Annotated in this window: 23 protein-coding genes and 1 tRNA gene; 11 read left to right on the top strand and 13 right to left on the bottom strand. The window is 69.8% G+C overall.

What is annotated here, in order from left to right; translation table 11 throughout:
* From ahaC to ahaH, 5 genes are all read right to left on the bottom strand, one after another.
* Positions 1-893, bottom strand: an 893-nt coding sequence (ahaC, locus tag B9G38_RS07275; RefSeq protein ID WP_086219963.1) for an ATP synthase A1 subunit C, incomplete at its 3' end; no start/stop codon positions are given.
* A complete protein-coding gene (locus B9G38_RS07270) occupies positions 890-1,468 on the bottom strand; it encodes a V-type ATP synthase subunit E (RefSeq protein ID WP_086219962.1) in 579 nt (192 codons plus the stop codon). The genes ahaC and B9G38_RS07270, both read right to left, overlap by 4 nt.
* A gap of 21 nt (positions 1,469-1,489) precedes the next feature.
* Positions 1,490-1,744 carry a hypothetical protein gene (locus B9G38_RS07265; RefSeq protein ID WP_086219961.1) on the bottom strand — a complete coding sequence of 85 codons (255 nt, stop codon included), beginning with the start codon at positions 1,742-1,744 and terminating at the stop codon, positions 1,490-1,492.
* Between the two features lie 202 nt (positions 1,745-1,946).
* Positions 1,947-4,160, bottom strand: coding sequence for a V-type ATP synthase subunit I (locus B9G38_RS07260; protein WP_086219965.1), 2,214 nt, complete (start codon positions 4,158-4,160; stop codon positions 1,947-1,949).
* Positions 4,161-4,164: 4 nt separating this feature from the next.
* Positions 4,165-4,521, bottom strand: a complete 357-nt coding sequence (gene ahaH / locus B9G38_RS07255) for an ATP synthase archaeal subunit H (RefSeq protein WP_049931783.1) — start codon at positions 4,519-4,521, stop codon at positions 4,165-4,167.
* Positions 4,522-4,688: 167 nt separating this feature from the next.
* On the opposite strand from ahaH, the gene B9G38_RS07250 reads away from it, so the two are divergent.
* Complete coding sequence (locus tag B9G38_RS07250; protein WP_086219960.1) at positions 4,689-6,332, top strand: P-loop NTPase; 1,644 nt, start codon at positions 4,689-4,691, stop codon at positions 6,330-6,332.
* Between the two features lie 18 nt (positions 6,333-6,350).
* Here B9G38_RS07250 and B9G38_RS07245 read toward each other — a convergent pair whose 3' ends face one another.
* Entirely contained in the window at positions 6,351-7,322 is a 972-nt protein-coding gene (locus tag B9G38_RS07245; RefSeq protein ID WP_086219959.1) for a transcriptional regulator, read from the bottom strand.
* A gap of 197 nt (positions 7,323-7,519) precedes the next feature.
* On the opposite strand from B9G38_RS07245, the gene B9G38_RS07240 reads away from it, so the two are divergent.
* Both B9G38_RS07240 and B9G38_RS07235 read left to right on the top strand, forming a co-directional pair.
* Positions 7,520-8,908, top strand: a complete 1,389-nt coding sequence (locus B9G38_RS07240) for a tRNA(Ile)(2)-agmatinylcytidine synthase (RefSeq protein ID WP_086216952.1) — start codon at positions 7,520-7,522, stop codon at positions 8,906-8,908.
* A 26-nt stretch (positions 8,909-8,934) separates the two neighbouring features.
* Complete coding sequence (locus tag B9G38_RS07235; protein ID WP_086219958.1) at positions 8,935-9,288, top strand: VOC family protein; 354 nt, start codon at positions 8,935-8,937, stop codon at positions 9,286-9,288.
* A gap of 45 nt (positions 9,289-9,333) precedes the next feature.
* Here the strand turns inward: B9G38_RS07235 and B9G38_RS07230 are convergent, their stop codons facing one another.
* Together B9G38_RS07230 and B9G38_RS18210 are read right to left on the bottom strand one after the other, a co-directional pair.
* Positions 9,334-9,564 (bottom strand): hypothetical protein, encoded by a 231-nt coding sequence (locus B9G38_RS07230; RefSeq protein ID WP_049931774.1) that lies wholly within the window; start codon positions 9,562-9,564, stop codon positions 9,334-9,336.
* Between the two features lie 91 nt (positions 9,565-9,655).
* A complete protein-coding gene (locus tag B9G38_RS18210) occupies positions 9,656-9,826 on the bottom strand; it encodes a hypothetical protein (RefSeq protein ID WP_167373102.1) in 171 nt (56 codons plus the stop codon).
* 93 nt (positions 9,827-9,919) lie between these two features.
* On the opposite strand from B9G38_RS18210, the gene B9G38_RS07225 reads away from it, so the two are divergent.
* The 3 genes from B9G38_RS07225 to B9G38_RS07215 all read left to right on the top strand — a co-directional run bounded on the left by B9G38_RS07225 (position 9,920) and on the right by B9G38_RS07215 (position 12,885).
* On the top strand, positions 9,920-11,080 hold the full coding sequence (locus B9G38_RS07225; protein WP_086219957.1) for an aminopeptidase P family protein: 1,161 nt from the start codon (positions 9,920-9,922) through the stop codon (positions 11,078-11,080).
* A gap of 270 nt (positions 11,081-11,350) precedes the next feature.
* Entirely contained in the window at positions 11,351-11,650 is a 300-nt protein-coding gene (locus B9G38_RS07220; protein WP_086219956.1) for a DUF5789 family protein, read from the top strand.
* A 776-nt stretch (positions 11,651-12,426) separates the two neighbouring features.
* Positions 12,427-12,885, top strand: coding sequence for a hypothetical protein (locus B9G38_RS07215; RefSeq protein WP_233127170.1), 459 nt, complete (start codon positions 12,427-12,429; stop codon positions 12,883-12,885).
* Positions 12,886-12,996: 111 nt separating this feature from the next.
* Here B9G38_RS07215 and B9G38_RS07210 read toward each other — a convergent pair whose 3' ends face one another.
* Complete coding sequence (locus B9G38_RS07210; protein WP_086219955.1) at positions 12,997-14,232, bottom strand: cation:proton antiporter; 1,236 nt, start codon at positions 14,230-14,232, stop codon at positions 12,997-12,999.
* Between the two features lie 97 nt (positions 14,233-14,329).
* Positions 14,330-14,812 carry a cation:proton antiporter regulatory subunit gene (locus B9G38_RS07205; RefSeq protein ID WP_086216567.1) on the bottom strand — a complete coding sequence of 161 codons (483 nt, stop codon included), beginning with the start codon at positions 14,810-14,812 and terminating at the stop codon, positions 14,330-14,332.
* Positions 14,813-15,001: 189 nt separating this feature from the next.
* Here B9G38_RS07205 and B9G38_RS07200 point away from each other — a divergent pair, with 189 nt between their 5' ends.
* The 3 genes from B9G38_RS07200 to B9G38_RS07190 all read left to right on the top strand — a co-directional run bounded on the left by B9G38_RS07200 (position 15,002) and on the right by B9G38_RS07190 (position 17,389).
* Entirely contained in the window at positions 15,002-15,373 is a 372-nt protein-coding gene (locus B9G38_RS07200) for a hypothetical protein (protein WP_086219954.1), read from the top strand.
* 71 nt (positions 15,374-15,444) lie between these two features.
* The gene (locus B9G38_RS07195) at positions 15,445-16,746 is read left to right on the top strand and encodes a ribonuclease R family protein (RefSeq protein WP_086219953.1); all 1,302 of its coding nucleotides are present in this window, start codon (positions 15,445-15,447) and stop codon (positions 16,744-16,746) included.
* A 40-nt stretch (positions 16,747-16,786) separates the two neighbouring features.
* Positions 16,787-17,389, top strand: coding sequence for a hypothetical protein (locus B9G38_RS07190; protein ID WP_086219952.1), 603 nt, complete (start codon positions 16,787-16,789; stop codon positions 17,387-17,389).
* Between the two features lie 16 nt (positions 17,390-17,405).
* Here B9G38_RS07190 and B9G38_RS07185 read toward each other — a convergent pair whose 3' ends face one another.
* The 3 genes from B9G38_RS07185 to B9G38_RS07180 all read right to left on the bottom strand — a co-directional run bounded on the left by B9G38_RS07185 (position 17,406) and on the right by B9G38_RS07180 (position 19,259).
* Positions 17,406-18,689, bottom strand: a complete 1,284-nt coding sequence (locus tag B9G38_RS07185; protein WP_086219951.1) for an MFS transporter — start codon at positions 18,687-18,689, stop codon at positions 17,406-17,408.
* Between the two features lie 185 nt (positions 18,690-18,874).
* Positions 18,875-19,003: a hypothetical protein gene (locus B9G38_RS18720; RefSeq protein WP_255375966.1), complete on the bottom strand. Its 129-nt coding sequence runs from the start codon at positions 19,001-19,003 to the stop codon at positions 18,875-18,877.
* 184 nt (positions 19,004-19,187) lie between these two features.
* A tRNA-Ala gene (locus tag B9G38_RS07180) sits at positions 19,188-19,259 on the bottom strand.
* Between the two features lie 258 nt (positions 19,260-19,517).
* Here B9G38_RS07180 and B9G38_RS07175 point away from each other — a divergent pair.
* Positions 19,518-20,276 (top strand): DUF120 domain-containing protein, encoded by a 759-nt coding sequence (locus tag B9G38_RS07175; protein WP_086219950.1) that lies wholly within the window; start codon positions 19,518-19,520, stop codon positions 20,274-20,276.
* A complete protein-coding gene (gene ribB / locus B9G38_RS07170) occupies positions 20,276-21,028 on the top strand; it encodes a 3,4-dihydroxy-2-butanone-4-phosphate synthase (protein ID WP_086219949.1) in 753 nt (250 codons plus the stop codon). Before B9G38_RS07175 ends, ribB begins: the two co-directional genes overlap by 1 nt.
* Positions 21,029-21,374: the final 346 nt, after the last annotated feature.

Genomic DNA, 21,374 nt, shown 5'->3' with positions numbered 1-21,374 from the left:
TCGCCGTACGCCAGCAGCGCGCCGTCGATCGCGTGTTCGAACGCGATGAGGCTGTCCGCCTCCTCGAGCTCGCGCAGCGCGGGCCCGAGCTCCTCGCCGTACTGGCTGTCGCCGATGTACTCGACCAGTTCGTCGAGGTTCTGCGCCAGCCGCGCGAGCGACGAGCGGGTGAAGAGGTCGCCGCCCTCAATGAAGTACGCGGCGGGGTCGATGTCGGCCCCCGAGCGGGCGAGCCGGAGCGCGTTCGTCGCGTTCCGGAAGTCGACCTCCGCCTTGAGGAACGACTCGTACTGCCGGGTCGGCTCGTCGCCGCCGAGCCCCGAGAGGAGCCGCTCGTAGAACGCGCGGTCGACCGCGTTCTCCAAGGGCACCAGCACGTCCGTCTCCTCGAACTCGGCGTACGCCTCCCGCAGCGGCTCCCCGTAGATCGTGTCTTCGAGGACCTCGATCACGCCGTCGATCGAGTCGGCCTCCAGCAGGCGGCGGATCCGGCGGTCGCCGAACTCGCCGGCGCGGATCAGGTCGACCTCGACGGCCGACTGCTCCGCGTCGGTGTAGACGCCGCGGATGACCGTTTTCACGTTCCAGGCGTCGAACTTCCGGAGGTACCGGGCAATCAGGTCGTACAGCGACCCCTCGCTCCAGTCGAGGATGGCGTCGAACTGCTCGGCGAGGTTCCGGTTCAACGCGTACTCGATCAGGTCCACGCCGCCGTGGCGGCTGCCGAGCGCGTTGACCTCCTCGCCGTAGGTGGACTCCTCCATGAACCGGGCGATCTCGGCCGGGCCCATCCGGGTGAGCTTCCGGTACTCCTCGTCCCCGAAGAGGCTGCCGCGGCGGGCACGAACCCGCGCGACGACGTACTCGGGGTTCGGGCTGCCGGCGGCGCTCATTGGTCGAACAGCCGCTCCGAGATGTTCTTCAACTCGTCGTCCCAGACGGACTCCAGGACCGAGTCGAACGCGTTGTTCACGCGAACGCGGGAGGTGTCGCTCTCCGCGACGACGCCGCCGAGGCAGTCGACCTCGCCGTCGACCTCGGCGTTGCGGTCCGCGACGAGGTCCTCGAGCAGGTCGACATCCTCGGCGCGGGTGTAGACGGCGACGTCCTCGTCGTCGTCGAACTCCGCGAGTGTCGCGTCGAGCAGGGCCTCGGTGAGCTCGCGACGGTCGTCGCCGTCAAGGGCGCCGATGGCCGCCTCGACGTCGTCGTGGACGTCCTCTAGGACGTCACGGCGAGCGCCGAGCCGCTCCTGTTTGGCCTCGAGCTTCGCCGAGGAGAGCGTCTGTTCGCGCTCCTGGTCGATCTGGCTCTCGACCTCGGCGAGCCGCTCTTCGCGGATGCGTTCCGCGTCGGCCTCCGCATCGGCGACGATCTCGTCGACCTCCGCCTCGGCCTGTTCACGGATCTCCTCCGCACGCGCGCGGGCTTCGTCTCGAACGTCCTCAACGACGGTTTCCAAACTCATTGGTGTGGAAGGAAGTACCGCTTAGACGATGAAGACGACGACGAGTGCGAGGATGACGATCGTCTCGGGAAGGACGGTCAGGATGAGCCCGTTGACGAAGAGGTCGTCGTCCTCGGCCATCGCGCCGACGGCGGCCGACCCGATACCGCGCTCCGCGTAGCCGGCGGCCAGCGCCGCGAGCCCGACGGAGAGGGCCGCCGCGGCGCTGGGGTTGGTCAACACTCCACCGGAAGTGGACAGTACGAGGTTCCCGAGTTCGTTGGTGGCTTCAAACATTGGTAGTAGTTGCTGTTGCTCGTCTCCGAACAGTTATTGATTGCTCCCAGAGGAGTCATAAAGCTTCCCAAAACGACCGAACGCATTCGTGGAAACCGAGGCGAAACGCGGTGGCTAACGCGGTTCTGAACGCGACGCGACCGCCGGGTCCGCGTGCCGAGCGCAACGAGGCCGACGCCCGCGTCGGGCGGGCGGACGGTCGTCAGTCGTCGCGGGTGTACTTCCGGTCGCGACCGAACGGCAGGTACTCCCGGCCGCCGCCCTCGTAGAAGTTCCCGAAGAACTCCACGTACTCGAGGCGGACCGCCTGGATGCCGGCGGACGTGACCCCGAGCAGCAGGACGACGAGGTGGCCGACGACCGCGACGAGGACCCCGGCGACCAGCGCGACGACGCCCACAAGGCCGATGGCGGCGGGGTCGAACGCGGTGGTGATCCCCGCGAAGACCAGCTCCTCGCTCGGCGTCTCCTGGACGTGTGCGAGGTGCTCCGCGGAGAAGATGAAGTGGAAGCTCCCGTCGCCGCCGTCGTCGATGTACGCGCCGAACGCGAGCAGGTTGACGGCGAGCGCCATCCCGCCCTTCGCGAGCAGGACGGCCATCAGTCGAGCGTACGAGATGACGTTGACGACGGGCGAGAGGAACTCGGCCAGCTCCGGCGGCTCGCCGATCCCGAGCAGGACGAGCCCGAGTACCGCGGCGACCGCGCCGGCCCAACCGATCAGGACCGGGAACCCACTGAACGAGACGGTGCCGAACGTCAGGACAGAGACGGCCTCGAACAGGAAGTCCGGCTTCGAGTTGGGGAACACCCCGCTGAAGATCCAGATCCACGCGCCGTTGAGGATCAGCAGCCACGAGCCGGCCTCGTAGACGGCGTGTTTCGCGTTGTGCTGCTTGAGGATGCTCACGAACGAAATCGCGTGGCCGACATTCAGGTGAACGATCCCGAACGCGACGCTCACGACGAGGAACGAGAGGCCCCAGTCGAGGTCGGCCGGCGAGAGTCCCTTCCCGGCGACGGGCCAGTGGACATCACCGGGCAGCAGTTGGTAGGCGTGGTAGCCGAACACGTCGATACCGAAGTATATCCCGAACAGTATCGCGAAGCCGCCGGCCCACATCGCGACGGAGCCGAGTTCGCGGAACGCGCCCTCGAACCTCGAGTACATGAAGAACCCGATGGCGGCGTACAGGACGCCGTACCCCACGTCGCCGATCATGAACCCGAACATCGCCGGGAACGTGAGGAAGACGAGGAGCGTCGGGTCGAACTCGGTGTACTTCGGCCGCCCGAACGCCTGGACGAGCAGTTCGAAGGGGCCGGCCGCGCTGCCGTTGTCCTGGACGACCGGCGGGTCGTCGGTACCGTGCGCCGCGTGGCCGCCGTCGGTAGCGACCGCCGCTTCCGTTTCGGCGGACGCGCTGCCGTCGTCGGCCGACGGCGACTCGGTGCCGCCACTCCTGCCGACCGGCTCGGAGTGGTGGTCGCCGTCGGGGGTGAACGAGGCGCGTTCGAGCTCCTCGACCTCGACGTGGTCGCCGACCGCGTCGACGACCGCCGCCTCGAAGTCGGGGTACGACTCGGTCGGCACCCACCCCTCCGCGACGAACGCGTTCTCGGTGGTCGCGAACGAGAGCGGCGCCTCCTTCTTTTCGGCCTCGATCGTGAGCTTCTCCTCGGCGCGCAGCAGGAAGCCCGCGGCCTCCTCCTTCACCGAGTCGAGCTCGGCTTCGACGCCGTCGAGCTCGTCGCGGAGGTCGGCCTGCTCGGCCTCCAGCTCCGCGACGTACTCCTCCGGGCTCGCGTCGGCGTCCGGCACGTCGAGCAGCGCGATGTCGACGCCGACGAGCGCGTCCTGAACGACGCCCTCCGCGTCGCCGTCGGTCGGCCTCGCGACGATGGCGAGCACGTCGCCGCCGACGAACACGTCGAAGGCGTCGACCGTCTCGGCGTCCCCGAGCGCCGCCTCGACGGCGGCGGGTTTCGCCTCGCCGACGACGACCTCGACCGAGTCGTAGCCGCGCAGGTAGTCCAGGTCGATCCCGAGCTCCGCGAACGGCTCCATCCGGTCGATCTCCTCCTGTCGGTCGCGGATCGCGCCCTGTAGCTCGTCGCGCCGGTCGTTGAGCTCGTTGACGCGGTCGCGGACGCGGTCGAGCTCGGCTTCGAGCCCGTCGTCGTCAAGCGACCGCGCGACCTCGGCGTCGTCCTCGTCGACGTCGAGGATGCTCTCCAGCGACCGAACCGTCACGAGCCGCTCGTTGACGGTCTCGGCCCCGTCGAGCGACGTTCCGGGGTCGAACCCCTCGTACCGGTCGTCGTAGTCGGTGACGTGCAGGGAGTGGTGGGCGTACGCCGCCTCGATGACGTCGTCGATGACGCGCTTCGAGCCCGTCACCGACACCCGGCTCATCTGCTCAGGCCTGAGCATCCACCGCCTCCTCGGCCTGCTCGTGAACCGCCGCCTCGAACCGCTCGACGGCGTAGTCGACGGCCGATTCCACGCGGTCGCGGGCCTCGCGTTCGAGCTCGTCGCGGTCGGCACGCCCCGACTCGAGGATCTCCTCGCGCCGCTCCTCGATCTCCGCTCGGGCCGTGTCGAGCCGCTCTTGGGCCTCGGACTCCGCCTCCTCCTCGGCCTCGGCGCGGATCTCGTCCGCGCGCTCTCGAGCCTCGGCGAGGCGCTCTTCGGCGTCGGACTCCGCTTCCGCGACGATCTCGTCCGCCTCCCGTTCGGCCTGCTTGATGGATTCGAGCACCTCTGGTCTCGCCATGCTACTAATCGCCTGAAACTCTAGAAGCGACGTATAAGGTGTTTGCGAAAGCCCGCGGGGGTGCGACCGGATTCCGAGGCGATTCGGCGGTACTTCGAGCCGAACGCGTCGGCCGCAGTCGCGCGCCGCCGCCTACATTTAAGTAGCAGTCGCCGGACCGTCACCGTATGGCAACGGTGTATGCGGTCGCGTCGGCGAAGGGTGGCGTCGGGAAGACCACCACGACCGCCGCGCTGGCGACGGTGCTGGCGGACTCGGGCGCCGACGTCGTCGCGATCGACGCCGACCTCGGCATGGCGAACCTCGCGGACGCTGTCGGGGTGACGCCCGGGGAGATCACGATTCACGATGTACTCGCCGGCGACGCGGACCCGGCGGCGGCGGTCCGGGAGGGGCCGTCCGGGCTGCGGGTCGTGCCGGGGGCGGCCGACCTCGACGCGTACGCGGCCGCGGACCCCTCCAGGCTCCGCGGGGTCGTCGAGGCGTTCGACGGCGCCGACTACGTGTTCGTCGATGCGGGCGCGGGACTGTCGCACGACTCCACGCTCCCGCTCGCGATCGCCGACGAGACGCTGCTCGTCCCGACGCCGGAGCGGAGCGCCCTCGGCGACACCGAGAAGACGCGGCAGTTGACGGAGCGACTCGGCGGGACGGTCGCGGGCGCCGCGATCACCCGCGTGACGGCCGACGCCGACGAGGTCGTCACGGCGCTGCTCGACGCTTCCGTCCTCGGACGGATCCCCGAAGACGAGGCCGTGGCCCGGGCTGCGGCGGCGGGCCAGCCCCTGCCGGAGGCCGCGCCCGACGCGCCGGCGACGCGGGCCTACCGCGACCTGACCCGAGCGCTGACCGGCGCCGAGGTGGAGGGGGCGGGACTCGACGGGTCCGCGGCCGACGCCGCGAGCGGAGCCGGGGCGGACGACGCGGAGGGCGACGGCGAGCCGACCGCGACGGACGACGACGCCGTGATCGTCGACGACGGACCGGCGGCGGACGACGCGGACGACGGCGGCCCGAGCGAGGTGAGCGAGCGGGACGCTGCCAGGGAAACGGATGAGGACGCGGCCGCCGAGGCCGAGGCGGACCAAGACGAGGGCACGGAGCCCGAGTCGGACGAAGACATCATCGTCGCGGACCCCGACGCGAGCGGCGTGGCCGAGCCGGGCGACGGCGACGACATCATCGTCGCGAGCGAGAGCGAACCGCCGGACGGCGACGCGGACGAAAAGGTGAGCGACGACGCGGACGGAGACGTGGGCGACGATACGGAGGAAGGCGGTGACGACGGCGCGGACGGAGACGTGGGCGACGATACCGACGGGGAAACACGCGACGCCCGCGGCGACCCGAAAGAGCCCGTCGAGAACGACGAGCCGACTCGCGAGGCCGTCGGCGATGCGGCGAGCGACGACGAGGCCGGCGGAACCGACGCCGGTGACGAGTCCATGGCCGGAGGGAGGGCGGCCGCCGAGCTCGAGGCCACCGGCCCCGAGGCCGAGACGGAGGAGGAGCCGGACGCGATCCCCGACGCGGACGAGACGGCACGCGAGGCGGCCACCGAGCGCGGAGAGGCGGACGGCGAGGGGACCACGAGCGCCGACCCGGCGGCGGACGACATCGACGATGAACTCGCGGGGAGCATCCCGTTCCGCGACGACGACACCGGGACGATGAACACCGTGCTATCGGACGAGGACGAGCCGGACGGCGACGCCGGCAGAGAGGCGACAGACGACGCCGACACGTCGTCCGCTGACGAGGAGGAGGAAGAGGGCGACGGCGGATTTTTCAGTCGGCTACTCGGTCGCTGAGCGGAGCGCGGCGGCTCGTCAGGCCTCCGAGGGAGCGCGGGCCCGGTCGCGGATCAGCTCGCGGATCTGCTCGGGGTCGGTGACGTCGGCGAGTTCCTCGCAGGAGACCAAGGCGGTGCCGTCGACCGATTCGCGCTTCTCCTTCTCCTCGGTGAAGTACACCGATCGGGTCCGGGCGACCTCGCCGATGGAGGACATGATCCGGGCGCGCTTCTCGGCCGCGGCCGTGAACGCGGAGTGACCGGTGAGCACGCGCGTCTCGGGGCTGTCCTCGTCCTCGGAGACGGCCTTGAACGGGGCGCGGGCGGTCGGGTGGACGGTGAACCCGGCGCTCGTCAGCACGTGGAGGACGTGCTCGTCGTCCGGGTCGGCCGCGGGGGCCGACGGCGTCGGCTCCGAGTCGCGGACCTCGTCCGCGCCGTCCAGCACGTCGACCGGGCTGGAGAACGGCTGGTCGAACAGCTCCTCCAGCTGGATCGCCACCTCGATGGAGGCGTTCATCCCGTCCTCGTACTTCGAGACGGTGCGCCGGGAGACGCCCAGCTCGTTCGCGAGCCGGCCGAGCGACCAGCCGCGCTCCTCGCGCTCGTCGGCGAGGAGGTCGCCGTCGAGGCTGACGTACAGCCCGCCCGGGGCGGCGTAGATGAGCGGCGGCATCCCCTCGACGAAGAGGTCGTAGGCGGTGTCCGGGTTGATCACCGGGACGCCGTGTCGGAAGTAGACGACGCCGGGCTTCAGTTCCTCGTCGCGGGTCCGGATCCCGATCACCATCGGCGTCCCCCTGAGGTACTCGCCGAGCCGGCGCATCTCCGCGCCGGTCTCCGCGTCGAGCGCGTCGACGTTGCCGAGGATCTTCAGGAGGAGGAGGTCCTCGTCGCGGCGGGCCGCCACGTCGAAGCTCTTGGGCCGGACCGCACACCGGTCGCTGACGAGGAACCCTGCGTCCTCCAGCATCGCGGTGACGTTCCCGATGAGCGCAGTCCGGGACACAGCCGGAACAAGCGTCTCGCCGTATATATGCGTTGTGTCGCCCGTTCGCCGGCGAACCCACCGCCCGCGGGCGATTTCTTCCTCCCGCGGCGGGAAACGGTTATATACCCGAGCGGTCGCTGGATCGTCTCAGCCGGCCCGGAGCAGCCTCGACCGGCCTCGAAAGGGGCTTGCCTCGGCGACGCGAACGTCGCGACATGCCGATCGTCGCCGTCGACGACACCGACTCCCGCGAGCGCGGGATGTGTACGACCTACGTGGCGACGCGGATCGCGGAGCGCCTCGCTGACGCCGGGGCTCGGGTCCGGCGCCGGCTGCTCGTCCGCCTCAATCCGGCCGTGAAACACAAGACACGCGGGAACGCCGCGGTCGCGCTCCACGTCACCGGGACGGACGCGGAGTCGGCCGCGTCGGTCGCGGCGGAGGCGGTCGAAGCGTTCGCCGCGGCCGCGGACCCGCGTACCTCGCCCGGCGTAGTGGTCGCGGACCTCGACGTCGCCGGCGACCCCTTCGATCCGACCGGAACGCCGATCCCCGGCGCGGTGGCCGCGTTCGCGCGGCGCGCGCTCCGCGAGCGGCTCTCGGTCGCCGAGGCCGTCGGGCTGGCCGACGAACACGGGTTCCGACACGTCGCGGTCGGGTCGGCGGGCGGCGCGGGCGAATCGGACGCGGTCGCTGGCCGGGGGCGGATCGGCGCGCTCGCCGCGGTCGGCGCGCCGGCCGCGTTCGACGACTGGACGTTCGAGCGCATCACCTACCGCGAACTCGACCGCTGCGGGACGCCCCGCGAGGTCGACGCCGAGAGCGTCTTCGCCGCCGCCGACGAGGGGTATCCGGCGGTGTGGGACACGGTCGACCGCGGCACGGGGAAGACCGTCTGCGTGCCGAACGCGCCCGGCCCGATCCTCTACGGGATCCGGGGGGACGACGCGGCCGCGTGTCGAGCGGTGGCGGCCGCCGTCGACGGCGAGCCGACCGAGCGGGCCGCGACGTTCCTGACGAACCAGGGCACCGACGCCCACCTCGCACCCAGCCGGATCGGCGACCTCCGCGACGGCGCGGGCTATCGGGTCGCCGGCGCGGTGGCGAGCGCGCCGGAGACGAAGCGGGGTGGCCACGTCCACGTCGACGTCGCGAGCGACGCCGCCGGAGTGGGGTCGGACGGTGAGACCGACGCCGACCGCCTCCGCGCCGTCGCGTTCGCCCCGACGGGCCGGTTCCGCGACCGCGTCCGGGCGCTCCGCCCCGGCGACCGGGTCACGCTCTGCGGCGAGCACGAGGTCCGGGACAACGCGGACGAGCCGGCGAGCACCCTAAAGCTGGAGAAGTTCGCCGTCCGCGACCTCGTCCGGACCGCGCCCGCGGTGCCGACCTGCCCGGACTGCGGTCGCTCGATGTCGTCGGCCGGGAGCGATCAGGGGTACCGGTGCCGCGACTGCGGGACTGAGGCGCCGGGGAAGGTCGCGGAGCCGATCGAGCGCGACCTCGAGGCCGGCTGGTACGAGGTCCCGCCGAGTGCGCGCCGACACGTCGCGAAGCCACTCGTCCGGGGCGGGTTCGACGCGCCGACCCACCCGGAGCGATAAAGTGCTCGCCGCGCGAGCGGGCCGACGTGACCGGAATCGTCTTCCACGCGACGGAGCGGCGCGAGGCGGTCGTCGAGTTCTACCGCGAGCGACTGGGCGCGACGGTGCGGGTCGAACAGCCCGACTGTACGATCCTGGCGTTCAGCGGCTTCCTGTTCGGGTTCTGCGAGCGCGACGAGGTCGACGACTGCGGCATCCTCACGTTCGTCTACCCGGACCGTGACGCGGTCGACGCCGCGAGCGAGCGGCTCGGCGACGCGGTCGTGACGCCGCCGCGTGAGAACGAGACGTACGACATCTACCAGTGTTTCGCCGAGGACCCCGAAGGCCGGACCGTCGAGTGTCAGGTGTTTCTCGACGAGGAAGTCGACATCGAGTAAGTTGGAGAGCAGGCGAACCGCGCTCGGTTGTCGGAGCGGCCAGCGTCAGTCGTCGAGGTCGCGGGCGTCGCGCCACGCCACCGCGCGCTCCTCGGCGGCATCGCGGTCGTCGAACCGCTCCCGCTCGTAGGCGGAGTCGTCGGCCGCCTGCTCCATCACGTCGAGGCGGACGACGAACTCCCCGTCGGTTCGTTCCCGGAGCCTGACGGTCGCGTACCCGTCCGATCGCTCCCACTCGGTGACCGTGCCGTCGTCGCGCTCCAGCGACCAGCCCATATCGGACCCGACGCGCCCCGCGGCTAAAGCGGTGCGGTTCCGAGGCGGTCGCGCGGGTGCCTCCCGACTTCGAGGCCTGTGTCCCCGCGAGTCAGTCGCCCGCGCTCGGCGAGCGGTCCGCGCTCGACGACCGCTCCGGCGTGGCCGCGTAGCCACACACCGGGCAGACGACGTAGCCGAGCGAGTCGTATGGGACCGACGTCGAGGGCGCGCTCACGTCGCACTCGGGGCAGTCGAACGTCGCCGCGTTCTCGGTCGACATGGTATTACGTAACAACCACTCACCAGTAGTTATGCGCCGCTTGCTGCCCCGTCAACGCCACCCTACTTATATACCGAGTCCGAACGTCGGCGCGTGACCGACGACGCACACGCGGGCGGGGCGGGAGCGGAGAGGTCAACCTGCCCGCACGAGCGACGACGCGGGCGGACCGCGCGCCGGTTGGACGCGGTCGACGCGGCCGGACTGGTCGCGTTCCCGAGCCGCAACCTCGAATACCTCACCGGCTTCGCCGAGGAGCCGGGCGAGCGACACTTCTTCCTCGTTGTGCCGGCGGCGGGCGCCGCCGACCCGGAGCCGGCGCTGCTCGTGCCGGCGCTGTACGAGACGCAGGTCCGCGAGGCGACGACCGTCAGTGAGGTCCGCACGTGGGCCGACGGCGAGGACCCGGTCGCGGCGACGCGCGAGCTGCTCGCGGACCGGGGGCTCGACGCCGGGCGGCTCCTCGTCGACGACACCATGTGGGCGCGGTTCTCGCAGGACCTCCGGGCGGCGGCCCCCGACGCGACGTGGGGGCTCGCGAGCGAGGCGCTCGCCGACCTCCGGGTTCGGAAGGACGAGGCCGAGGTGGCGGCGCTGCGGAAGGCCGCGGGGGTCGCGGACGCGGTCGTCGGCGACCTCCGAGAACTGGGCCCGGACGCGGTGGGCATGACGGAGGCCGCGCTCGCCGAGTGGATCGCGGACCGACTCGCCGAGCGCGGGGGCCGCGGCGTCAGCTTCGAGACGGTCGTCGCGGCGGGCGAGAACGGCGCGAAACCCCACCACGGCCACGGCGACCGGGAGATACGCGCGGGCGAGCCGGTCGTCCTCGACTTCGGGACGCGCGTCGACGGCTACCCGTCCGACCAGACGCGGACCCTCGTCTTCGGCGAGGAGCCAGACGAGGCGTACGCCGAGGTCCACGAGGTCGTGCGCGAGGCGCAGGCGGCCGCGGTCGAGGCGGTCGCGCCCGGCGTCCCCGCGTCCGCCGTCGACCGCGCCGCGCGGGACGTGATTGAGGCGGCCGGGTACGGCGACGCGTTCGTCCACCGGACGGGCCACGGTGTGGGCTTGGACGTCCACGAGGAGCCGTATCTCGTCGCCGGAAACGACCGCCAGTTGGAGCCGGGAATGGTGTGTTCCGTCGAGCCCGGGATCTATCTCGACGGACGGTTCGGCTGCCGGATCGAGGACCTCGTGGTCGTCACCGAGGACGGCTGCGAGCGGTTGAACCGGACCGACCGCGGCTGGGAGTGACGGGCGAGGGTGTCCCGGCTGCCGGCGGCGGAACACCTCGTCGTCAGGGTGAACGCGTCGGAAAAACGCAGCGACAGGCGCTACGAGCGTCGAATCGCAGATTCGGGAGTCGTGTGCTATTCCCCCAACCGGAAATTACGGCCGGATAAGATAACAGTATCACCGAATTATTTCGGTGTATTTCACCCGGCGGACCGAACGCGCGGACCGTCCCCGCGCGGCCCGAGCGGCATCGAAACCATTAGTGTCGCCCGAGCGGAACCGCGGGGCATGAGCGACACCGATGCGGACGAAGACGAGGAGGCGGAAGCGGAGCCGGCCGTCGAACTCGGCGACGGGCCGGACGTGGCCGGCGAGCCGGTCGCCCGCGTGGCGTCGCGGCTCACCTGGCCCGCGACGCGCAGCGACGTCCGCGAACAGGAGGGCGACGCCGAACTCCGGACGCCGGACGGCCCCCGAGAACTCGACGACGTGCTCGCGGAGAGCGAGGTCCCCCTCTTCGAGAGCCGGAGCGACTTCGTCCAGGCGGTCGAGGACGTCGTCGGCCGCGGCCCGGTCGCGACCGAGTAGGCGTCGAGCGCGCCGGACCTATTTATAAACAGCAGCTGAGACGAGGAGGGACGCCTATACATTGGCGGTCGGCGCGCGCCTGCGAGCGGCCGATAGGCCGCGAGCCAGCACGCGCGAGGGAGTCGGCCGACCAGAGGGAGGCCGACGAGGCTGGGGAGGCGTGAGGTGCGGGGCGGTTGCGGTCGGGCTGGGACTCAAAGAGGCAGTTGTGAGGGCGGCGTAGGCGACGTAAGCACCGAAACGAGGGAGCGAGCGAAGTGAGCGACCGAGTGAGGAGCGCAGCGAGCGTACGCCGCCCTCACGACCGGGGCTTTAGAAGTGTTCGCTGTCGATCCACAGTCAGTTATTTATAAACGAGCGACCTGAACTTTGGCGGTGTAATCGGTCGATCAGCAATCGACTATTTATAAGTAAGCGGCTGGGGGTTTGGATGTGTTCGCCACCGGTTTGAAATCGGCTATTTGGCTCTGTTGAAATCCTCGACAGATAACATGTACTCACCCGGTTTCGCCCAGTACAGAGTCGAAATATGTCGACTGAGCTGTCCTCGATTATTCGGCGAGTAGACTGTTCTACCTGTGTATCTGGTCTATCCCGGAGTCGAGGCTGCCCCAGATAAGGAGATGGACAGCGAGCCACTGTCCAGCCGGCGGAACGAAGTACGTTCAGATACGATTTATCAGGGGGTAAGTGTCATGGTAGTCAGGCTGGACCGAGTTGTGCGGCTGTACGGTCGATACGGACCGTCACGGTTGCCGCTCGGAGACCGACAAGACGTGGGGGCTGACTACAGTATGGCGGCCGGTGTCCTCGCCGGTGGAATCGTGTTTGCTCCGGTGAGTACGCTGGTTTCGGGTACGGCGGCTTCCGCAGGGGTGGTTCTGTCTGCGATCCCGGTGTACCTCGCCGCGGGATTCGTGGTCGGGGCGCTCACGTGGCGCTTCCTGTCGTCAAGTGTCCCGTACTACAGGGCCGTCGCAGCGCTGGTCACGGTCGTCGGGAACTACCTCGCCGGGACTGCCGTGTGGTTGCTACTGGCTCCGGTGTACGGCTACGAGGTTTTGAACCCGTACGTGGGGGCCGACCCGCCGACCTCGCTCACCGAGTTCCTCGGGGCGTTCTTCGAGCTGTACCCCCTTACCGTCTTGACAGTGGTTGTGTGGACGATCTGGATAGCCGTCCCACTCAGCCTGATTTTCAGCTACGTCCACGAGCGCAGCCGTAGCGGAGAATAGCCGATACGTTCGCACTCTTCAGCGAACGGCTGTTTCAGGCGAAATGTACCTGAAGAACAGTGTTTCAACAGAGCCGACTGTTTATAAATAAACGCCCGCTGCGCCGAAATCCTATCCACTCGCCCCACTGCCGTCCGCTCCGTCGCGGTCCAGCCACGCGGTCGCGATCGACTCGAACGGCGCGGAGTAGCTCATCAGCGTCGTGCCCAGCACCGCCATCACGAGGACGTAGCCGACCGCGAACGCGTTGATCGTCCCCGCGAGCGCCGGGTCGAACGTCCCCGCGTTCGCGCCGGTGACCGCGACCGTCGCGATGATCAGTGAGAACTCGCCGCGGGTGGTCATCCCGAGTCCCACCCGCGTCGACCGGCGGACGTCGAGGTCGAACGCGCGCCCCGCGAGGTAGCCGGTGACGAGCTTCGACGGCGCGGTCACGACGACGGCGAGCGCGACGAGCGCCGCGACATCGGCGAACAGGGCGGGGTCCGTGACGAGCCCGATCCAGAAGAAGAACACCGCGGCGAACACGTCCCGGACCGGTTCGAGGACCGTCTCGACCGTGTGGACCCGCTCCGTCGCGGAGAACGCCATCCCGACGAAGAACGCCGCGACCGCTTCGCTGACGCCGAGCGCGAGCGCCGCGCCGCCGACGAACACGACCGCGGCCACGGCGCGCAGCGCCACGAACTCCCGGTTGTCGGTCGCGACCAGCCGCTCGAACAGCGGACCGCCGAACCGGACAACCCCGAGCAGCCCGGCGATGAACGCGAGCGCGATCCCCACGTCGACCGCGGCGGTCGCGACATCGCCGCCGCCGAGAACCAAGGCGGACGCGACCGAGAGGTACACCGCGATGAACAGGTCCTCGTACACCAGGGTGCCGAGCAGCGGCTCCGCCTCGTCGTTGGCGATCCAGCCGAGGTCGATGAGCGACTTCGTGATCACCGCCGACGAGGAGATGTAGACGATGCCCGCGACCAGGAACGCCGGGAGGAACGCGCCGAAGACGAGCCAGCCGAGGACGAGCCCGACCCCGAAGTTCGCTAGGTCGATCGTGCCCGCGGTCCCGATCTGACGCCCCCGAGCGAACAGCCGGTCGAGGTTGAACTCCAGCCCGAGAAAGAACAGCAGGAAGACGATCCCCAGCTCCGCGCCGAGCGAGATGAACTCCGTCTCGGGGACGTGGACGGTTCCGACGGCGGGGAGCGAGAGCCGGCCGAGGACGAACTCGCCGAGCAGCATCCCGACGAGGATATACGCGGGGATCACGGACTGTCCGAGGCGGTTCGCGAGCGCGCCGGCGACCGCGACCGCGACGAACATGACGCCGACGTCGAGCAGCGCCACTACCGACCACCGCCGGCGACAACGACCGCGGTGCCGGACGCGACCGCGGCCGACACGGCATCCGGGGCGTCGAGATCCGACGCGCCGAATCGACCGCTCATCCCGTGAGGATCTCTTCGAACGCCGCGCAGTTCTCGGGCGTGCCGACCCCGATCAGGGTGTCGCCCTCGCCGAGGGTGGTCCCGGCGTCCGGGCTGTCGATCACCTCGTCGTCGCGCTGGATCGCGACGACCGCGAGCCCGGTCCGGTTACCGATGTCGGCGCTCTCTAGCGTCTCGCCGACGAGCGGCGATCCGGGGGGAAGCTCGTACCACTCCAAGAGGATGCCGCCCGGCAGGGTCGTCTCCTGCGTCTCCGGTTCGACCGGCTGGAAGTACGCCCCCTCGATGATCGAGCCGATCGTCCGCGCGAGGTCGTCGGAGAACTCAAACGCCTTCTCGGAGTCGGCGTCGGGGTCGCTCCGCCGGAACACCTCGCGTTTCCCGGTGTTGTGGATGACGACGATCATCTCCTCGCCGCCGCCTAACTCGATCTCGAACTTCTTCCCGACCCCCGGGAGGTCGGATTCGGTGATCGTCATACAAGGGCCAGCGCGCCCACGGTAATATGTGTACACCTCTCGTCGCCGCGGCCGGGCGTGGACACCGCTCGTTGCGGTCGGGTCCGTCGGACCGACCCGAAACCCCGCCCGACGACTGGCCCGAAATCACGTCGAACGCGCGTCGGCCGCGCACCAAACGCTAAGTGGGGCGGGAACGAGATGCGCGGTATGTGGGGCTCCCGGGGAAGTCGGGACCGGCGAACGGTCGTCTGTATCGCGTGCGGGGACTCGGTGCTGCGGGAGGACGCCCGCGAGTACGACAAGGAGGGCGACCGCTGGAGCCGGCGCGACAAGGAGTTCGAGTACCTCTGTGCCGACTGCGACGACGAAATCTGTCACCAGCCTCGCGACGGGCTCGAATCGCTACTACGCTCCATCGAGGCGGACGGGCTCACCGACGAAGAGTTCCTCGACCGCTACGTCGAGGCGGTGACGGGCGGCGACGGTGACCGCACCGACGAGGACAGATCGGGTGCGCGCTCGGACCGCGGCCAGTCGGATAGGCGGCGCTCCGACCGCGACCGCGACCGAGACCGGTAGCCCCGTCGCCGGATCGAGTCCCCGTCAGCCCGCCCGACAGGCCTTTCTAACGGACCCGCGTTGGTGGAGGTATGTCAGACGACGAGCCGAAGCCCGGGTCCGCCGAGGACCAGGGCCCCGTGACGATCACGCCGGAGCTCGCGGACCGACTCGCGGAGAAGCGCGAGGAGTTGTTCGAGGAGTTCGAGATCCGCGACGAGTTCCCGAGCGAGGTCCTCCGCGAGGCGGAGGCGCGGACCGAGGGCGTCTACGAGGAAATCGAAGCCGAGATCGACGAGCGCGGGGACCTCCGCGACCTCACCACGTGGACCACGGACCCGGTCGACGCGCAGGACTTCGACGACGCGATTTCGATTAAACGCGAGGAGGGCGCCTACCGGCTGTGGGTCCACATCGCCGACGTCACCCACTACGTCACCCCGGACACCGCGATGTGGGAGGAGGCGGTCGAGCGCGCCAACACCGTCTACCTGCCCGACTACACGATCCACATGCTTCCGCCGGTGCTGGCCGAGACGGTCTGCTCGCTCGTCCCGAACGAGGACCGACTCGCGCACACCGTCGAGATGGAGATCGACGACGAGACGCTATCCTTCGAGGACATCGACATCTACAAGTCCGTCATTAACTCCGACGAGCGACTCACCTACAAGGAGTGCGAGAACCGGCTGGAGGACCCCTCGCTCCCCCTCGGCGAGGAGAACGCGCTCGCCTTCGAGCTCGCCGACCGCATGCACGAGCAGCGCAAGGCAGACGGCTCGCTCGTCTTAAATCCCCGGCGCGACCGCGCGCACACCATCATCGAGGAGTCGATGCTGAAGGCGAACAAGGCGGTGACGCACACGCTGATGTGGGACCGCGGCGTCGAGGCGATGTACCGCGTCCACCCGCAGCCGACCCCCGACCAGTGGAACGAGGCGCTCAAAGAGATCCAGGAGCTCGACGGCGTCTCCATCCCGGGCGAGGCGTGGGGCGACGACCCCCGGAAGGCGGTCAACGCCGCCTTGGAGGAGTCGCCCGAGCGCCAGCTCAACAAGATCCAGCGCGCCGTGCTGAAGGTGATGCCGCGCGCGAAGTACATGAACGACCCGTTCGGTGGCCACCACGCGCTCAACTTCGACATCTACGGCCACTTCACCTCGCCGATCCGCCGCCTGTCGGACACGATCAACCACTGGATCGTCCACGAGAACGACGTGCCCGAGACCCTCGTCGAACTCTGCGACCACGCCAGCGACAAGCAAAAGGACGGCGAGACCGCAGAGCGGCTGTACAAGCAGTTCCTCCAAGAACAGGGGCTCGACCCCTACGCGGTCAACAACCGCGGCGTCGAGATCGTCGAGGATTCAGAGGAAGCGAAACACACCGCCTGAGCGGCGAGAGATATAGACCTGTGCGGCCGCAAAGCGTGGTATGGACGCACACGACCACGACAGCGCGGACCGGCACGAAGGGGACCCGCTCGAACCGACCGGCGATCCCGAGCGCGACGCGGAGCGCGCGGCGACGGTCGGCGGCTTCACCGGGGCGGTCCTCGGCGCTCGGGGCGGCCCCGTCGGCGCCGGCATCGGCGCGCTGCTGGGCGGGTCGACGGGCTACGCCGTCGGCTACGCACTGAGCGAGATGGAGTCGGCGGAGGACGAGCCGTTCGAGCACGACGAAGCCGGACGCGAGACGACGGAGGCCGATCCGGACGCGACCGAGACCGACAGCGGGCCCGTCACGATCGATGTCCAGTCGGAGGGAGAGCACGACGGAGATGCGGACGACGGAGGGGAAAGAGGCGATCACGAGGAGTACGAGGCGGACGACGAAGCGGCAGGAGCGGGCGACCACGGGGAGGGCGAGGCGGACGACGAAGCGGCAGGAGCGGGCGACCACGGGGAGGGCGAGGCGGACGACGGAAGAGGGGAAGCGAACGGCCACGGGGCGGACGATCACGACGATTCCGGCGAACGAGCGCGCGACGACGACTCAGCCGAGGACGAAGGCGACCGCGACGGGGGCGCGGACTGACCGGCGGCGCCCCGGATCAGTCCCGTCGCGTCGCAAAGCGTGACACCGCCGTCGCTGACACCGCGCCGAGCGCCGCGATGATCGCCAGCACGACGAACAGCTCCGACGGGCCGGCCCGGGTGAGTACCGTTCCGGCCAGCGTCGACCCGAGCGCGCCGATCCCGAAGATCCCGACGTACGTGTAGCCGAACGAGAGGCCGCGCGCCTCGCTGGGCGAGTATGCCGCCACCGTCGCCTGCGAGAGCGGCTGGACGGTGAACAGCGCGACGCCGAGCGCGAGCGACACCGCGACGAACGTGGCGATCGTCCCCGTCGCGGGGATGAAGAGCAGCGCGAGCGCGGACAGGATACCCATCAGCGCCGTCAGCCCGCGCTCCGGTGGCACGCGGTCAGCGATCCGACCGCCGAGGAACTGGCCGAACACGCCGACCGTGAGGACCGCCACGTAGAGGTACCGTCCCGCGTCGAACTGATCGGCGTACGGGCTCTCCGGGTCGACCAACTGGAGGTCGACGAGCCCGCCGAGCACGTCGCCGAGGAGGTCCGGCAGGAACGTGAGGAACATCCGGTAGTAGAGCCCGCTGAACGTGACGAACGCGAACACGAGCAGGAACCCCCCGGCGATCAGGATCCGAGTGTCCGTCGCGACCGACGACAGCGAGACATCGCCGCTCGCGCCGCCGGTCGAGTCCCCGTTCGGACCCCCGTCGGCGGCCGACGCTCCCGGCTCGGGGTCCGCGGACGAGAGCGCCGCGTCCACGTCGACGGTGACGCCGTACGCGGCGACGGCGACCGCGGGGAGCGCGAGCGCGGCCGTGACGAGCCGCCAGTCGAACGCCAAGAGCAGCAGCGCGGTCGCCAGCGGACCGAGCGCGATCCCGAGGTTCCCGCCGATCCCGTGGTAGCCGAGCGCGGTCCCGCGCTGGTCGACCGAGGTCGAGAGCAGCGACAGCCCCGCGGGGTGATAGACGCTCGCGGTGAGTCCCCATATCGCGACGGCCACGGCGAGGACGGGGAGCGTCGGCGCGAGGCTCACGGCGAGGAACGAGCCCGCCATCCCGGCGAGGCAGGCGAGGATGAGCGGCTTCGACCCGAAACGGTCGACCAGGATACCGCCCGGCAGCGCACCGACCCCGAACAGCCCGTAGCCGAGCGTGACGACGACGCCGAGCGCGGCCGCCGTCGTCGAGAACTCACCCACCCACACCGTCAACAGGATGGGGATCGACAGCTCGTATGTGTGGACGAGCCCGTGCGATCCCGCGGTGAATCCGACTATCCGTCGCTCGGCGGCGTCCATGTGAGTCGCGGGTTCGGCGGGTCCGTTCATAACCTCGGGGGTACCCGCCGCGGTTGCCGAGAGTGCGGGGCGTCGGCGGCGTCCCGAGGCGGACGACGACGACGAACGCTGTTCCGAGAGGTCTGACGGGACGCAGAAAGCGCCTCGCACTCGGGCCGCGCCCGCCGGACCGGTCGGGAAGCCGGTTATAGCGTCGACGTGTACAGGAGCAGACCGACGGCGATCACCGAGACCAACAGGATCCACCCGACCATGATTACCCCCATCTGACGGTGCGTGAGGTTGGTTCCCTCGAGTATCTCAGAGACGCTCATACGCCGACGGATTCGCCGAGGGTATTTAATCGCTTCCAACGGGAGAGATCCAGCGTGCGAACCGGGTCGGAACGACCGAAACGGGAGTCGAGTGGGCTCACAGGGGTCTCGTGAGGATCAACGAACGGGACCGCGCGAGCTGCGCGGGTTGCGCCGCTCACGACCTTGCTCGCGGCGGAAAACATGGACTCGCGGGGATTTGAACCCCGGGCCTCTTCCTTGCGAAGGAAGCGATCTGCCACTGATCTACGAGCCCTCACGACGAACCAATCGCCGTTCGTATTTGTACCTTACCTTTCGACGACCCGTGCGGGAGTCGCTCGCATCCGGCGGCCGAATCGGTTCGGTCGAGGAACCGAAACATCGCGAAGCCGGCCGGCACCGACGGGGTTACATGTCCAGCGGGCGAACTGTTTTATCCTGCGGTTCTTGGTCGGCTCTACGACCGCATAACGTTTTTGAGATGCGTACCACATTCGTTACTCTTTTGCCCGCGGACGACCGACTGTAAGGTATGTCAGACGCGACGGCGACCGACGCGGACACCGACGTGGACTCGGCCGCGCTCGCGGCCCTCAAGCACGTCGGGCTGGTCGGCGGGCTCTCCGAGACGAAGGTGTCGTGTGCGGCGCTCGGTGACCGGCTCGACGCCTCAACGCAGACCGCCTCTCGGCGCCTCCAGACCCTCGAATCCGCGGGTTACGTCGAGCGCGACGTGGTCAGTGACGGGCAGTGGGTCCGCGTGACGGACGCGGGCGAAGCCGCGCTCCGCGCGGAGTACGCCGACTACCGCCGGCTGTTCGAGTCGGACGTCGGACTCTCGCTCCGTGGGTCGGTCACCGGCGGGATGGGCGAGGGGCGCCACTACATCACGCTCTCGGGCTACGCCGAGCAGTTCCGCGAGCGCCTCGGCTACGACCCGTTCCCGGGCACGCTCAACGTCGACCTCACCGAGGAGAGCGTCCGCCGACGCGGCGAGATGGCCGGTATCGACGCCGTGCCCATCGACGCGTGGGAGAGCGAGGAGCGCACCTACGGCGCGGCCACCTGCTACGGGGTCACCCTCGTCGCGGGCGACGAGCGCTACGAGGAGGTCCACGCCATCGTCCCCGATCGGACCCACCACGACGACGACCAGCTCGACCTGATCGCGCCGGACCGGCTGCGCGACGCGCTCGACCTCGCCGACGGCGACGCGGTGGAGGTCCGCGTCGAGCCGACGAGCCGGGCCGACGAGCCCGGATCGGTCGCGGCCGAGACGGAGGTCGCCTGATGCGCGCCGACGTCGACGCCGACCCGGAGGCGAGCGCGGGCGGAGCGGAATCGGCCGACGCCACCGAGGGGATCGAGCCCGCGGACGACGCCGACGCGGTCGAGCGCGCGCTTGACGCCTTCCGCGCCGGCGACCCCGTCTGCGTCCACGACTTCGCGGACCGTGAGGGGGAGACAGACATCGTCTACCCCGCGGGCGCGGTCGACGAGGCCGCAGTCGCGCACATGCGCAACGACGCGGGCGGCCTGATCTGCGTGGCCGTGAGCGACGCGGTGGGCGACGCGTTCGACCTCCCGTTCCTCGCTGACGCGCTCGACCACCCCGCGGTCGACGACGACCCGGACTACGACGACCGCTCCTCGTTCTCGTTACCCGTGAACCACCGCGAGACGTTCACCGGGATCACCGACGCGGACCGCGCGAAGACCATCGCCGAGGTGGCGAACGCGGCCGGCCGCGTCCGCGGCGACCCGGGCGGGTACGGCCCGGAGGACTTCGCCGCGGAGTTCCGCGCGCCGGGTCACGTTCACGTCCTGCGCGGCGACCGCGACGGGCTCTCGGGGCGCACCGGTCACACCGAACTCGGCCTCGCGATGGCCGAGGCGGTGGGCGCCGCGCCCGCCGCCGTGGTCTGCGAGATGCTCGACGACGAGACGGGCGACGCGCTCTCGCCCGCGGACGCCGCCGCCTACGCGGCCCGCCGCGACATCCCGTACGTCGAGGGCGCGGCCCTCGTCGAGGCGCTGAAATAATCGACCGCCGCTGCTGTCGGCGCGCGCCTGCGAGCGGTCGCCGAGGGCGACCGCGAGTCAGCGCGTGCGAGGGAGTCAGTCGCCTCCGCTTCGCTCCGGCGACTGACGAGGCTGGGGAGGTGAGAGGTGCTGTGCGGAGCGGTGCGGGGTGGGACTCATACGGTCGTGCGAAAGTATTTCCCAATATAGTCGTATTCTATAGTAATGGGTCGGTTGGACGGAATCACTCTGGAAGAACTTCACGAGCTACGTGAGCAAACAGCGGGAGAGATCCCGCGAGAACGTGTTCTCGCGGCGATCGGCCGAAAGCAGGGAGACAATCTTGACACACTCGCTGAACGCCATG

The organism is Halorubrum sp. SD612, from assembly GCF_002135005.1.
Note: the sequence above shows the minus strand (reverse complement) of the source record. Positions and strands in the feature narration are given on the sequence as shown.